Source organism: Agromyces sp. S2-1-8, from assembly GCF_021129215.1.
Taxonomy (GTDB): domain Bacteria; phylum Actinomycetota; class Actinomycetes; order Actinomycetales; family Microbacteriaceae; genus Agromyces; species Agromyces chromiiresistens.
This window is the reverse complement of the sequence record NZ_JAJOLP010000001.1, coordinates 359,383-373,588: the sequence shown is the minus strand read 5'-3', so window position 1 is coordinate 373,588 and position 14,206 is coordinate 359,383. Positions and strand designations below refer to the sequence as shown.

Annotated in this window: 13 protein-coding genes; 10 read left to right on the top strand and 3 right to left on the bottom strand. The window is 71.2% G+C overall.

All coding sequences use genetic code 11. From position 1 onward, the window contains the following. Positions 1-33 precede the first annotated feature (33 nt). Genes LR269_RS01665 through LR269_RS01645 form a run of 5 tightly spaced genes read left to right on the top strand, consistent with a single transcriptional unit; the run spans position 34 to position 6,367 of the window. The gene (locus tag LR269_RS01665; protein WP_231428972.1) at positions 34-1,353 is read left to right on the top strand and encodes a sugar ABC transporter substrate-binding protein; all 1,320 of its coding nucleotides are present in this window, start codon (positions 34-36) and stop codon (positions 1,351-1,353) included. Beyond that, positions 1,346-2,266 (top strand): carbohydrate ABC transporter permease, encoded by a 921-nt coding sequence (locus LR269_RS01660; RefSeq protein ID WP_231428971.1) that lies wholly within the window; start codon positions 1,346-1,348, stop codon positions 2,264-2,266. Before LR269_RS01665 ends, LR269_RS01660 begins: the two co-directional genes overlap by 8 nt. Next, positions 2,263-3,168: a carbohydrate ABC transporter permease gene (locus tag LR269_RS01655; RefSeq protein WP_231428970.1), complete on the top strand. Its 906-nt coding sequence runs from the start codon at positions 2,263-2,265 to the stop codon at positions 3,166-3,168. The genes LR269_RS01660 and LR269_RS01655 overlap by 4 nt, the downstream gene beginning before the upstream one ends. Further along, positions 3,165-3,884: a hypothetical protein gene (locus LR269_RS01650; protein ID WP_231428969.1), complete on the top strand. Its 720-nt coding sequence runs from the start codon at positions 3,165-3,167 to the stop codon at positions 3,882-3,884. Before LR269_RS01655 ends, LR269_RS01650 begins: the two co-directional genes overlap by 4 nt. Then, complete coding sequence (locus LR269_RS01645) at positions 3,881-6,367, top strand: GH116 family glycosyl-hydrolase (RefSeq protein WP_231428968.1); 2,487 nt, start codon at positions 3,881-3,883, stop codon at positions 6,365-6,367. The genes LR269_RS01650 and LR269_RS01645 overlap by 4 nt, the downstream gene beginning before the upstream one ends. Here the strand turns inward: LR269_RS01645 and LR269_RS01640 are convergent. Continuing rightward, positions 6,364-7,275 carry a MarR family transcriptional regulator gene (locus LR269_RS01640; RefSeq protein WP_231428967.1) on the bottom strand — a complete coding sequence of 304 codons (912 nt, stop codon included), beginning with the start codon at positions 7,273-7,275 and terminating at the stop codon, positions 6,364-6,366. The genes LR269_RS01645 and LR269_RS01640 overlap by 4 nt on opposite strands. A gap of 154 nt (positions 7,276-7,429) precedes the next feature. On the opposite strand from LR269_RS01640, the gene LR269_RS01635 reads away from it, so the two are divergent. Both LR269_RS01635 and LR269_RS01630 read left to right on the top strand, forming a co-directional pair. After that, entirely contained in the window at positions 7,430-7,687 is a 258-nt protein-coding gene (locus LR269_RS01635; RefSeq protein WP_231428966.1) for a hypothetical protein, read from the top strand. A gap of 13 nt (positions 7,688-7,700) precedes the next feature. Next, positions 7,701-9,071 (top strand): serine hydrolase, encoded by a 1,371-nt coding sequence (locus LR269_RS01630; RefSeq protein WP_231428965.1) that lies wholly within the window; start codon positions 7,701-7,703, stop codon positions 9,069-9,071. Here LR269_RS01630 and LR269_RS01625 read toward each other — a convergent pair. Then, positions 9,068-9,790 carry a TetR/AcrR family transcriptional regulator gene (locus tag LR269_RS01625; protein ID WP_231428964.1) on the bottom strand — a complete coding sequence of 241 codons (723 nt, stop codon included), beginning with the start codon at positions 9,788-9,790 and terminating at the stop codon, positions 9,068-9,070. The genes LR269_RS01630 and LR269_RS01625 overlap by 4 nt on opposite strands. An 88-nt stretch (positions 9,791-9,878) precedes the next feature. On the opposite strand from LR269_RS01625, the gene LR269_RS01620 reads away from it, so the two are divergent. Then, positions 9,879-10,268, top strand: a complete 390-nt coding sequence (locus LR269_RS01620; RefSeq protein ID WP_231428963.1) for a glyoxalase/bleomycin resistance/extradiol dioxygenase family protein — start codon at positions 9,879-9,881, stop codon at positions 10,266-10,268. Positions 10,269-10,312: 44 nt separating this feature from the next. Here the strand turns inward: LR269_RS01620 and LR269_RS01615 are convergent, their stop codons facing one another. Then, positions 10,313-11,446 carry a glycoside hydrolase family 172 protein gene (locus LR269_RS01615; protein WP_231428962.1) on the bottom strand — a complete coding sequence of 378 codons (1,134 nt, stop codon included), beginning with the start codon at positions 11,444-11,446 and terminating at the stop codon, positions 10,313-10,315. Between the two features lie 120 nt (positions 11,447-11,566). Between LR269_RS01615 and LR269_RS01610 the strand changes: the two genes are divergently transcribed. Together LR269_RS01610 and LR269_RS01605 are read left to right on the top strand one after the other, a co-directional pair. Beyond that, on the top strand, positions 11,567-12,550 hold the full coding sequence (locus LR269_RS01610) for a LacI family DNA-binding transcriptional regulator (RefSeq protein WP_231428961.1): 984 nt from the start codon (positions 11,567-11,569) through the stop codon (positions 12,548-12,550). Positions 12,551-12,699: 149 nt separating this feature from the next. Next, the gene (locus tag LR269_RS01605) at positions 12,700-14,202 is read left to right on the top strand and encodes an FGGY-family carbohydrate kinase (RefSeq protein WP_231428960.1); all 1,503 of its coding nucleotides are present in this window, start codon (positions 12,700-12,702) and stop codon (positions 14,200-14,202) included. The last annotated feature ends 4 nt before the right edge of the window (positions 14,203-14,206 follow it).

The window sequence follows — 14,206 nt, the reverse complement described above, 5'->3', positions numbered from 1 at the left end:
TCATCGACGAGTCGAGTTCCTGAGGAGGGACGAATGCACAAGAGAATGAAGGGTCTCGCCAAGGCCGCCGCGGTCATCGCGGCCGCGGCACTGCTCATGACGGGCTGCACCGCCGGAGGCGGCGGAGGCGGCGGCGGCGCGGAGGGCAGCCCCGACAGCGGCGACCTGAGCTTCGTCTACATGGGCGACGCCGACCAGCAGAAGGCCTTCAACGCCCTGTTCGCCGAGTTCAACAAGGAGTACCCCGACATCAAGCTCAAGGCCGTCGGCATTCCGAGCGGCAACTGGGCGACGTTCTCCACGACGGTCGCGACGCGGCTCGCCGGCGGGCAGAAGATCGACATCATCCAGGTGGCGACCGAGGGGCAGCGGCTGTTCGCCTCGAAGGGCATCCTCACCGACCTCGCGCCGTACATCGAGCAGGACCAGGAGGTCGTCGACGACTACTGGGCCGACCTCAGCCCGAACCTCGTCAAGTTCAACGAGGAGTACGCCTCCGGACCCGACGGCGAGACCGTCTTCATCCCCGGCGGCTTCAACACCATGGCGATGTACCTCAACAAGTCGGTGTTCGAGAAGGCCGGGGTGCCGATCCCCGAAGACGGCAACTGGACCTGGGACGAGTTCGTCGCGGCCGGCAAGCAGATCAAGGAGAAGACGGGCGCGTACCTCACCGGTGCCGGCTCGGGCTACTTCGTCGACGTCATGCCGTGGCTCACGACCAACAGCGCGAGCACCTTCAACCAGGACTGGAGCGAGCCGACCTACAACACCCCTGAGGCCGTCGAATCGGCCGAGTTCGCCCGCAGCCTCGTCGAGATGGGCCTCGCGCCCAAGCCCGGCGGGCAGTTCGACGGCAACACGGCGTTCAAGCAGGGCAAGCTCGCCACCCTCAACGGCGGGCGGTGGCCGGTGCTCGGCGTCCGCGACATGGACATGGTCGACCAGACGGTCGTCGTGAACTGGCCCACCAACACCCAGAACGGCTCGCCGGTCGGCTGGGATGCCTGGAACATCACGAAGAACAGCGAGAACAAGCAGGCCGCCTGGACCTTCATCAAGTTCCTCATGTCGAAGGAGGCCGGCGAGTACTTCGCGACGATCGGCGGCACGATCGTGCCGGCGCGCGAGTCGGTCGCGAACTCCGAGGCGTTCACCGGCAACGCCCCCGAGGGCACCGTGCGGCTGAGCGAGGCGATGGGCTGGGCGACGCCCATCCCGTCGATCGACCAGGGCGCCGAGGCGCAGAAGGTCATCGAGGAGGCCTGGGGCACGATCGTCGCGGGCCAGGGCGAGGCGCAGCCGACGCTCGACGCCGCGCAGGACAAGCTGGAGTCGCTGGTCAGTGAGTAGCGACACGATCACGGCGCGGCGCCCCGGAGCACTGCTCCAGCGGCGCCGCGCCGAGGCGGCGGGCTGGCTGTTCGTCAGCCCCGCCGTCCTCCTCTTCCTCGTCTTCGTCGCGGGGCCGTTCGTCTTCGCGATCGCGCTCGCCTTCCTCGAGTGGGACCTGCTGACGCCGCCCGAGTTCGTGGGCCTCGCGAACTTCGAGCAGCTGTTCACCGACCCCGAGCTTCCGCAGGTGCTGTGGAACACCTTCGTCTTCGCGTTCGCGTCGATCGTGACGCACCTCGTGCTGGGCCTGCTGCTGGCGCTCGCCGTGAACAACCTCATCAGCAGGTCCATCGGCTACTTCGCCCGCGTCGCGATCTTCTTCCCGTTCCTGATCTCGTGGGCGGCGGTCTCGCTGCTGTGGAAGTACGTGCTCGACCCGACGTTCGGATACGTCGGACAGTACGCCGCGATGCTCGGCATCGAGCTGCCGAACTTCCTCGCCGACCCCGCGTGGGCCCTGCCGTCGATCATCGTCATCGACCTCTGGCACACGGTCGGGTTCACCTTCATCATCATGCTGGCCGGCCTGCAGACGGTGCCGTCCGAACTCGTCGAGGCGGCGCGCACCGACGGTGCGACGGGCCGGCAGATCTTCTGGAACGTCACGCTGCCGCTCATGTCGCCGACCCTGTTCTTCGCGACGATCATCACGTTCATCGGGGCGTTCCAGATCTTCGACCCGATCCAGATCATCACCAAGGGCGGGCCGCAGGGGTCGACCACGACGATCATCATGTACCTGTACGAGAAGGGCTTCCAGGCGTTCGACATGGGCTACGCGGCCGCCGTCGCGCTCCTCGTCTTCGTGATCATCATGGGTGTGACGCTCCTGCAGTTCATCGGCCGGAGAAGGTGGGTGCACGAATCATGACGACCATTCCGCAGGCCCGGCCGATGCCGAGCGACGACCTGCTCGCCACCCTCGAGAAGACCGGCCGCCGCAAGTCGCGGCGACGCACCCCGGGCGGCGTCGCCGTCGACATCGTGCTCGTCGTGTTCGGCATCGTCATGATCGCCCCGCTCGTGTGGCTGATCGTGCAGAGCCTCACGGTGCCCGAGTTCGCCTTCGCGAGCCCGCCGAGCTGGCTGCCGATCCCGTTCACGTTCGAGAACTTCGCCGACGTGCTCGACTACATGCCGTTCTTCCAGCAGTTCGGCAACTCGCTGCTGCTCGCGGCCGTCTCGACGGCGGGAGCGCTGATCTTCTCGATCCTCGCCGCCTACGCGTTCGCCCGCATCGACTTCCGGGGCAGCCGCCTGCTGCTCGTCGTCATGCTGTCGGCGCTCATGGTGCCGGCGCAGCTCGTGATCATCCCGATCTTCATCATGATGCGGCAGGTCGGGCTGGTCGACACGCTGGCCTCGCTGTGGCTGCCCGCCCTCATCAACGTGTTCCAGATCTTCTTCCTCTCGCAGTACTTCAAGACGATCCCGCGCGAGCTCGACGAGGCCGCCCGCATCGACGGGGCCGGGCACCTGTGGATCCTCTTCCGCATGCTCGTGCCGCTGTCGGCGCCGGCGATCGCCGCGCTCGCCATCCTCGGGTTCGAGGCGTCGTGGAACGGGTACTTCGGACCGCTCATCTTCCTCTCGAGCCCCGAGAACATGACCCTGCCGCTCGGGCTCGTCACGCTGCAGAACGGCTTCGGGGCGGCACCGGCCGTCGTCGTCTTCGCGGCGATCACGATGGTCGTGCTGCCGCTGCTCATCGTGTTCCTCGCGTTCCAGCGGCAGATCGTCGAGTCCGTCGCGTCGACCGGGTTGAAGGGATGACCGCCGTGGAGCCGGGCGCGGCCGTCGACCCCGTGCTGCGCCGGCTGCCGGCTGCGGCGTGGCGATCGCTGCCCGCGCTCGCCGTGCTCGGCGTCGCCGTCGTCGCCGTCTACGCCGCAGCGGGTCGGGTGCTCGGCCCCGCGTCGCCGATCACCTGGATCGTCGTCGCCGCACTCGCGGCGCCCGGGCTGCTCTGGGCGGTCGACCGGCTCGGCGCCGAGCTCTTCGAACTCGGCGGCGAGCGGCCCGGCTTCGGGCGGCGCCTGCTCGTGGTCGCGGTCTTCGCGGTCGCCCCCTGCATGCTGGCGGCGTGGAGCGCGCTCGTCGCCGTCGTCGCCGAGGCCTCCGGATCCGTGGCCTTCCAGGTGCTCGCCGTCGCCGGCACCGCGCTGGCCGTCGTCGCCGCGCTCGTCGCGGCGGTCGCGATCCCGGTCGGCGTCGTGCGGGCCGACGTCCGCCTGCGCAGCATCGTCGCGATGGCGTTCATCGCCGTCGTGCGCCGGCCGCTCGGCCCCGTGTCCGCGGTCGCCGCCGCCGCCGCCGTCGTCTGGCTCGGACTCACCTGGCTGACCGTCCTGCTCGCGATCGCCGCGCCGGTGTTCGTCGTGCTCGCCGTCGGTTGCGCCTGGCCGACCGCGGCAGCGGTCGGCGTCGCGCTGCCGCCGCTCGTCCCGCTGCGCCGCAGCCCCATCACCGTCACGCAAGGAGAGGCATGACCGACATCCTCCGGCAGGAGCTCCCGCACACCGCAGTCCCCGCCCTCGCGATGCCGATCGGCGGCATCGGCACGGGCGGATTCGCCGTGGGCGCCGACGGGTCGCTCCGCCAATGGCAGCTGCACGGCATGCCGAACCACGTGGGCGCCCTGCCCGGCACCGGGTTCTGGCTGCGCGTCACGCAGATCGAGCCGCCGCTCGACGTCGTCTCGATGGTGCAGGGGCACCCCGTCGACGACCCGGGGGCGTCGCTGACGACGGACGCGGTCGTGCCCGAGTGGATGTCGGCGGCGGCCGACCGGTTCGGCACCTTCGCGTCGGCCCGGTTCAGCGGCACGTATCCGATCGCCGAGGTCGGGCTCTCCGATCCGAGGCATCCCGTCGCCGTCACCATGCGGGCGCTGAACCCCATGGTGCCGGGCGACGTCGAGACGAGCGGCATGCCGACCGGGCTGTTCTCGTTCACCCTCACGAACACGGGCGAGTTCCCGGTGCACGGCACGCTCGCGGGCTCGCTGCTGAACGCCGCCGGGTGGGACGGCATCACCCCGATCGGCGAGCACACCCCGGGGCTCGGCGGCAACGTCAACCGACTGCTCCGCGGGCGGGGCTGGTCGCGGGTGGTGATGGACAACCCGTCGATCGACGAGTCCGACCAGCTCGCCGGGCAGCTGGTGCTCGCCGCCGACGACCCGTCCGCGGCCGTGCTCGCGCGGTGCACCGGCGTCGAGCACCTGCGCGCCTTCCTCGACTCGCGCGCGCTCAACGACGGGCGCTCGCGTCTCGAGGTCGCGCCGACCGTCGGCGACCCGCAGTTGAACGCGCCGCGCGGCGGCTCGGGCGCGAGTGCGCCGGGGCGCTCGTGGCTCGGCGTCGTCGGGGTGCCGTACTGGCTCGAGCCCGGGCAGTCGCGCACGATCCGGTTCTCGATGTCCTGGCATTTCCCGAACCGCTTCGTCGACATCGAGCAGTTCGGCCGGCCGCACCCCGAGGCGGGCGCGTCGCGGTTCTACCTCGGCAACGGCTACGGGCAGCGATACCGCGATGCGCTCGACGTGCAGGCCGAGGTCGAGGAGCGGTGGGACGACCTCGTCGCCCGCACCTCGCGCTGGACCGAGACCCTCACGACCTCGAGCCTCGCGCCGCGCGAGGCCGACTACCTCGCCGCCCAGGCCGCCTACGTGCGGAGCCCGACCTGCTTCATCGGCGCCGACGGCCGCTTCTACGGATACGAGGGTTCGCTCGGCGCCTCGACCTGGATGTGGTCGGGGGTGTTCGGCGGGTCGTGCCCGCTCAACTGCACGCACGTCTGGCAGTACGAGGCGGCGCTCGCCGGGCTCTGGCCCGAGCTCGAGCGCGACATGCGCGACACCGAGTTCGACGTCATGCAGGCGCCGAACGGCGCGATCCCGCACCGCCTTCGGGTACCGACGTACCTGCCGCAGATGACCCACGAGATGATCGGCGGGCCCGAGGAGCCGGCGCTCGACGGCATGCTCGCGACGATCCTCAAGTCGCTCCGCGACGTGCAGCGGGGCGCGGGAGCCGAGTGGCTCGAGCGGCGCTGGCCGTCGCTCCAGCGGCTCTATCGCCACATCGCCGAGAAGTGGGACGCCGACGGCGACGGCGTGCTGCACGGCATCCAGCCGTCGACGCACGACATCGACCTGGCTGGGGTCAATCCCTTCATGGGCACGCTGTGGCTCGCGGCGCTGCGCGCGTACGAGGAGCTCGCGCTGCTCGCCGGCGACGACGATGCGGCGGCCGAGGCGCGAGCGCGCTTCGAGTCGGGCTCGCGCGGCTACGACGAGGCGATCTTCGACGGCACGCACTACATCCAGCGCCTCGACGAGGGCGACCCGACCGACTTCCAATGGCTGACCGGCATCCTGAGCGACCAGGTCATCGGGCAGTGGTGGGCGCACCAGCTCGGACTCGGGCACATCCTGCCCGCCGAGCACGTGCGCAGCGCGCTGCGCCACGTCGTCGGCTCGAACCTGCGGCACGGCTTCGCCGACTTCACCCACCCCTACCGGGTCTACGCCGACACGGCCGACGATGTCGGGCTGCTCATGTGCTCGTGGCCCGACGGCGGCCGACCCGAGGTCCCGACGCGGTACGCCGACGAGGTCTGGACGGGCATCGAGGCGCAGGTCGCCGCGCACTGCCTCTTCGAGGGCCTGGACGACGCGGGCCAGGCCGTGCTCGACGGACTGTGGAACCGGCACGACGGCTCGCGACGCAACCCGTACAACGAGATCGAGTGCGGCGACCACTACGCGAGGGCGATGGCCGGCTGGACGCTGCTTCAGGCCCGATCGGGCGTGCGCGTCGACGAGGCGACGGGATCGCTGCACGTCGGTGCGAACGGTCGTTGGCCGTGGGTCGCCTCGACGGGGTACGGCACGGTCGTCGTGACCGATGACGACGTGGCCGTCGAGATCGCCGAGGGCGCGTTCGGTCTCGAGGTGGTGCGGGCCTAGCCTGCGGCACCGCTCGCCGGCCGCAGTGCGGCGCGCTGGGCCTGCGAGAGCCGATCCGGCCGCGCGGTGACGGCGTACCGCTCGCCCTGGACGCCGACGAGGAGCGGATCGGCGAGGTTGGGACGTCGCTCGAGCTCCGTCAGCGCCGAGGCCGCACGTGTCGGCGTCCAGCCGAGCGCGCCCGAGAGCTCGTCGACCGTGAGCGCCCGATCGGCGTGGACCAGCGCCGCGAGCACGGTCATCGCGTCGCCCGCCTTCGGATCGTCCAGGTCGATTCCGTCGATCTGCTCCGTGAGCTCGCCGAAGAACCGCCCCATGAGGCCGAGTCGCACGCCGGCGGGGCTCTCCGCCCCGAAGATGGCGGCGCCGCGCGCCGCACCGGTCGCCACGTCGGCGTGCGCCGACGAGTCGGTGCGCAGCGCCCGCAACCACACGTCGTCGTCGATGACGTACCGCTCCCGACGGCTGCGGCGATCGGCCTCGCGCCGGAGCAGGCCGAGTCCCTCGAGGTAGCCGACGGCCTTCGACACCGCCGCCGGGCTGACCTGCAGTCCATGCACGAGCTCGGCGGCGGTGAGGCTTCCGGCCTCGGAGAGCAGGAGGGCGGTGAACACGCGCGAGGCCATCCGCGGCATCCCGGTGGCCGACAGCAGGCCCGCGAACTCCTCGACGAACGCGCGGGTCTCGGTCGGCGGCTCCGGTGCAGCGGCGGGGCGGCGCACACGATGCCCTGCCGCCTCGTGCGCCGCGCCGGCCGAGTACCGGCCGTTGCCGTTGCGAGCCACCTCGCGGCTGATCGTCGACGTCGGGCGGCCGAGGCGCCGGCCGATCTCGGCGTAGCCGAGACCGTCGGCCATTCCTTCGGCGATCGATCGTCGCTCGTGCAGGGTGAGCCTGCCACCGGTCATGCCGCGTCCCCATCGTCGTTCACGGAGTGCAACGCAACGCACGTTGCGTTCGACGACAGTACCACGCAACGATTGGCGTGTTTTCGGGGATCTGGCGTTGACGCAGATGGAAAGGCTACGTAGCGTTCTGGCATTCGGAAACGAAAGGCGCGACATGCACATCATGGCCATCTCGACCGTCGACGACGGCGACCTGTTCTGGGGCGCACTGAAGAAGGCCCACGGGCGGCTGCCCAAGGGGGCGAAGTGGGTGCTCGCGATCGCGAGCACCGACGGAACCAGGGCGGTGAACGTCATCGCGCACGACTCGGCCGACGCGGTGCGCGAGTTCTTCGAGGCGTATGCGGGACGGGCCGCGACGACGGAGTACTTCGAAGCCGACGCCGCGAATGCCGTCGGCCTCGCCCGGTGAGCACGGGCCTGTGATGGAGTTCGGACGTGCGGCGGAGCGGATCGCGGAGGTCCTCACCGAGCACCGGGTTCCCGGCGCCGCCGTCGGCCTGCTCCACGGTGGCGTGGTCACCGGACTCGTGCACGGGGTCCAGGACATCGACTCCGGCGTCGCGGTGACGGCGGACACCGTCTTCCAGTGCGGCTCGCTGACCAAGACGTGGACCGCCCTGGCATTCATGCAACTCGTCGACGAGGGCGCGGTGCACCTCGACGAACCCGTGCGCAGTCTCCTCCCCGGGTTCAGGGTCGCCGACCCTGAGGCGACGGAACGAGTCACTCCGCGCCAGCTGCTCGATCACACGAACGGCATCGAAGAGGCCTTCGGCGACCCCGGCGAGGAGGAGGACGTCTACGAGCGGATGGTCGAGCAGGTCGCCGACGCCCCGCAGGTCAGTCCGGTGGGAACCGTCCACGGGTACAGCGCGGCGCTCGGCTACGCGATCCTCGCCCGGATCATGGAGGTCGCCGACGGCAAGCGCTGGGACGCGATCATGCGCGACCGCCTCTTCGACCCGATGGGACTGGCCGCCACCACGAGTCGGCCGGCCGAGGTCGATCCGGCGCACGCGGCAGCCGGTCACCTGATCCGGTCGATGGAGGAGGGGCCGATCCCGACGCCGATCGATCGGCTGCCGCGCGCGTACGGCCCCGGCGGCAACGTGAGCTCGACGGCCGGCGAGGTGCTCGCGCTCGCCCACGTGATCCTGCACGGCGGCATCGCTCCGAACGGCGCTCGCGTCGTCTCGGAGGCGGCGATCCGCGAGATGACGACCTCGCGCGTTCCGGTCCCCGACCCGTACATGTTCGGCCCGGAGTGGGGGCTCGGCCTCGTGGTGTGCGACTGGGGCGGCCGCACCGTGTACGCGCACGACGGCAGCACGATCGGGCAGAACGCCCGCTTGCGCATGCTGCCCGCCGAGGACCTCGCACTCGTCCTGCTGACGAACGGCGGTCAGCGCGACTCGCTCTACCGGGACGTGTTCGACGCGATCCTCGACGAACTCGGACTCGGTCGGATCCCGCCGCTGCCCGCGCCGGCCCCCGGGCTCGTCCTCGACACGTCGAGGTACGTCGGCGTCTACGAGCGCCCGGGCACGGCGTTCGAAGTCACCGCCGAGGCCGGCAGGCTGTTCGCCACCGTCGACCTGAACCCGATGCAGGCGGCGTTCACGGGCCTGCCCGATCGCATCACCTACGAGCTCCTGCCGATCAGCGAGACGCACTTCGTGATGCCGCCGGTCGGCCCGCTGGAGGACCCGCAGACCGTGGCGATCTTCGACGTCGAGCGCGGCGCGGCGCGCTACCTGCACACGAACTGCCGGCTCCACCCGCGGACCGCCTAGCGCGAGTCGAGGTCGCCCAGGCCGGCGATCACGCGGGTCAGCCCGAACTGCCACGCGCGCTCGGCGTCGTGCGGGCCGCCCATCGCCTCACCGGCCGCGCGACCGACCCGCTGCGCGAGTGCGAAGTCGTCGCCCAGGTAGCCGGCCAGGCGATCGACCGACTGCTCCCAGAGCTCGCCGAAGTCTCCGGTCGCAGGTGTCATCACCGTCCTGGCGGCCGTGGACCGCACGAAGTCGAGCACGAACGTCAGCGCCGCATCACGTCGGATGTCGCTGATCGACGTGCCGTCGAAGGCGTGCAGCTCGTGGTCGTACTTCGCGATGGTGCCGGGGCCGAGGGCGGTCCGCGGATCGTCGATGCCGAGCAGCCAGGGGTGGTCGCGCAGCAGCGCGAGGTTGTCCTCGGCGAGGCGGCGCACCCGGGTGCGCCACGTCGATCGACCGAACGGTGTCGTCGTCATCTGCCCGTGCGCGTGGTCGGCCATCAGCACGAGCAGGTCGTCGCGGCTGTTGACGTGGGTGTACACCGACATCGCCGTCAGCTCGAGCGACTGGGCGAGCGCCCGTACGGTGACCGCGGCGAGGCCGCCTTCGTCGGCGAGGGCGATCGCGCGGGACACGACGTCGCCCGTGGAGTAGCGGGCCCTGGGGCCGCGGCTGCCGCCGGCGGTCGCGCCGGGGCGGTCGCGCCAGAGCAGGTCGATCAGGGGCCTGGGCATCGCGGGACCTCCCTCGGAATACCGTCGCAACATTGTACGTTGTAGACGGTACTGTACGTTGTACAGGGTTTACCGAACGGGAGAACCGATGAACATCACCCAGACCGCCGTCTCGCTGAACGTCGCCGACGTCGACGCCTCGGCGAACTTCGCCAAGACCTGCTTCGGCTACGAGGAGGCCATGGCGGCCGACGGGTTCGTGTCGCTCCGCCACGCCGACTCGAACACGAACCTGATCTTCCTCGCCACGGGCCTCGCCACCTTCAAGCCGAGCGAGATCGCCGGCTCGGCGGGGCAGGGGCTGCTGCTCGTCTTCGTGGTCGACGACCTCGACGCCGAGTTCGAGCGCATCGCGGGGGCCGGCGCCCGCGTCGTGACGGCACCCGAGACGGAGCCATGGGGCGAGCGCTACTGCCAGTTCGCCGACCCGAACGGCCTCGTCTGGCAGCTCGTGCAGTGGGTCGAGCTGCCCGCCTGAACACGGGGGCGACGCGCCGAGCGCGTCGCCCCTCATGCCGGCGGTCAGGTGCGCGGCGGCGTCGCGCCCAGGTCGGGCACAGGGGCCGAGCCCAAGTGCACCTCCAGGTCGTCGGCCGTCGGCGTCTTCGGTCGGCGGGCGGTGGGCCGGTCGAGGTAGAACATCGCGGTCGAGGCGATGTCGTCGCGCAGGGGAAGGTAGCGCCATCCGCTGCGCCAACCGAGGGCCTGGATGTCGACCTTCGGCAGGCCGGTCGTGAAGTGGATCGGGTCGAGCAGATGCCACCGGTACATGCCGAAGCGCTGCTGCGAGACGTAGAGCCCGTCGGGCCGGATCACCTGGGGCATGCCGAGGTACGGGGTCGAGTAGGCCGTGTAGCCCCGCCCCGGGATGTCGAAGTTCCACGCACCGCCGAAGTAGTCCTCGGTGCCGGTGCCGCAGATCGTCGGGTGGTCGGTGTCGTCGTCGAGGTAGAACTTGATCTCGCCCTCGCCCCACCAGCCGTTCGAGTTCACGCCCCAGGCGAGGTAGGTGCCGACGTACTGGCCCTGCCCCTCGATGCCCTCGAGGATGGTGTGCGGCACGAGCTCCTCGAGCGGGTTCGAGCGGCGCCACTGGGCGTGGAAGTAGCCGTCGCTCGCGTAGTCGCCGCCGATCTCGTAGGTGACCTGGTAGTAGACGCGCACGTCGACGACCGAGGTGTTCTCGATCGTGAGCCGGGCGCCCCGCTTGAACGGCATCGGCCAGTACGAGTTGAAGCCGCCGTGCGGGTTCGCCGCGATGACCTGCGAGTTCACCTGCGCGAACACGCCCCAGCCGTTGCAGAAGAAGTCGCCGTAGGGCACCTCGACGGCGGGCTCGTCGGCGCCGTCCCAGTAGGCGCGCAGGATCAGCGTGCGCCAGTTGTCGGTATGCGTCGTGATCCAGACGTGGGTGATGCGGCCGGGTCCGTCGATCGCGGCGAGGTCGAAGGTCTCGCCGGCCGTGATGTCGACGCTCGGCGAGATCTTCCACCCCGGCCCGAGGTCGCGTGCGCACGAGGCCCCGGTGCCCTCGGTCGCGCGGGCGCCGCCGCCCTTCGACCCGTCGAAGTTCTCGGGCGAGATCGACCGCGTCTGCAGCGGCCGGATCGCGGCGATCGACGAGAGGTCCGGACTCGGCGGGTGCGGGGCATTCACGTTGCGACCACTTCCTCGTGTGTCGGCGCGGCGCTGCGGCGCTCGCGTTTGGAATCGATTTCAACACTGTAAAGTGGCCTCACCGGCATGTCAACGCGGGCCGGCGCAGGGGCAGGGCGCATGGCGACGATCTACGAAGTGGCGAAGCTCGCGGGGGTGTCACCCGCGACGGTCTCACGCGTGTTCAACGGCGTGGCCGTCTCCGACGAGAAGGTCGCCGCCGTCCGCGACGCCGCCAGGCAGCTGAAGTTCACGCCCAATCGCACGGCGCGCACCCTGCGCAAGCAGGAGTCCGAGGTGATCGCGCTCGTGATCCCCGACATCGAGAACCCGTACTTCACCGAGCTCGCCCGCGGCGTCGAGGACGTCGCCCAGAAGGCGGGCTACTCGGTCGTGCTCTGCAACACCGACTCGCAGCTCGAGAAGGAGGCGACCTACCTCCAGATCGCGATCTCCGAGCACATGGCCGGGGTCATCCTCGCCGCCGCCTCCGACACGACGAACCTCGACGACATCCAGGCGGCGGGCCGCCCCGTCGTCGCGGTCGACCGGGGCACCGGGTACGACATCGACGGCGTGGTGATGGCGAACCGCACGGCCGGCCAGGCGGCGACCGAGCACCTCGTGCGAGCCGGCTACCGGCGAATCGCCTGCATCACGGGCCCGCAGCTCATCGAGACGGCCTATGAACGAGCACAGGGATGGCGCGCGGTGGTCGCCCGCCAGTTCCCCGACGTCGATCCCGACGAACTGCTGCGCTACTCGACCTTCCGCGTCGACGGCGGGCGCGAGGTGATGGAGGAGCTGCTGGCCCTGCCCGAGCCGCCCGACGCCGTCGTCGCGGGCAACAACCTGCTCGGCGTCGGCGCGATCCAGGTGCTCACCGAGCACGGGCTCACGCCGCCGAAGCTCGGGGTCGCGGTCGTCGGCTCGCTGCCGTTCACGACGCTGTCGCCGAGCGCGGTCACCCTCGTGCGGCTGCCGGCCCGCCACATGGGCGTGACGGCGGCCAAGATGCTGCTCGAGCGCATCGCCGGCGACGACCAGCCGGCCCGCACCGTCGTGCTGCGCGGCGAGCTGCAGCCGGCGCGCGCAGCCGGCTGAGCGCGGCCCGCACACGGGCATCGGCGCCGGGTCGAGGCATCCCGTGCGGTTGATCATGAAATCGATTTCGCATAGAGTGACCGCAGAGTGCCGGAGCGCGGACGCAGCGTCCGCGACGACGCGAACGACGGTGATCGAGGAGGAGCGCCATGTCGGTGCGATGCACCCTGGGGGTCGACATCGGCACGTCCAGCAGCAAGGGCGTGCTGGTCGCGGGCGACGGCACCCTGCTCGCCACGGCGACCCGGCAGCACGAGGTCGACCGCCCGCGCACCGGGTGGGTCGAGATGGACGGACGCATCTGGTGGCGCGAGTTCGTCGAGCTCGCCCGCGAACTCCGGGGCGGTGCGCCCGGGGCCGAGATCGTCGGGGTCGGCGTGAGCGGCATGGGCCCGTGCGTGCTGCTCTGCGACGACGACGACGAGCCCGTGCGGCCCGCGATCCTCTACGGCGTCGACACGAGGGCCGGCGCGCAGATCGACCGGATGAACCGTGAGCTCGGCACCGACGAGATCGCGCGCGTGGGCGGCTCGCAGCTCACCTCCCAGGCCGCCGGCGCGAAGATCGCCTGGGTCGCCGACGAGGAGCCCCGAGCATGGGCGCGAGCCCGCCGCCTCTACATGCCGGCCTCGTGGCTCGCCCGGCGGCTGACCGGCGCCTACGTGCTCGACCACCAGTCGGCGAGCCAGACCTCGCCCCTCTACGACGTCGAGGCGGAGGCATGGCACGAGCCGTGGTGGCAGCGCTACGCGGCGACCGTCGAGGCGCCCCCGCTCGCGTGGGCCGGCGACCTCGCGGGCCTCGTGACCGCGTCGGCCGCCGCCGAGACCGGGATCGCCGAGGGCACGCCCGTCATCGTCGGCACGATCGACGCCTGGACCGAGGCGGTGAGCGTCGGCGCCCATGGGGTCGGCGACCTGATGCTCATGTACGGCACGACGATGTTCCTCATCGCCACCGGCGACGAGACCCTGCGCACCCCCTCGATGTGGACCACGGCCGGCGCCTTCCCCGGAACGCGCAACCTCGCCGGCGGCCTCTCGACCTCGGGCGCCCTGACCGCGTGGCTCGCGAAGCTCACCGGCTCCGACTACCCCGAGCTGCTCGCCGAGGCGGCAGCGTCGGGGCCCGGCGCACGCGGCCTCGTCACCCTGCCCTACTTCGCGGGGGAGCGCACGCCCATCCAGGACCCCGACGCCCGCGGCGTCATCGCCGGACTCACCCTCGAGCACGGTCGCGGCGACCTCTACCGCTCGGCACTCGAGGCGACCGCCCTCGGCGTGCGGCACAACGTCGAGACGATGCGCTCCGCGGGCGCCGACCTGCGCCGCATCGTCGCGGTCGGCGGCGGCACGCAGGGCGAGCTCTGGCTGCAGATCGTGTCGGATGCCACGGGGCTCGTGCAGGAGGTGCCCGAGATCACGATCGGGGCGAGCTTCGGGGCGGCCTTCCTCGCCGCGGGTGCGGTCGCCTCGCGCGACGGCGCGACGCCCCCGGTCATCGCCGACTGGAACCCGACGGCCCGCACGATCCGCCCCGACCCCGCCGCGCGGGCCGCCTACGACGCGCTCTTCGACCGCTACCTGCGGCTCTATGCGGCGAGCGCAGAGGTCGTGCACGAGCTCGCCGCCGAGCAGCGCGGCCGCGCATGACCAC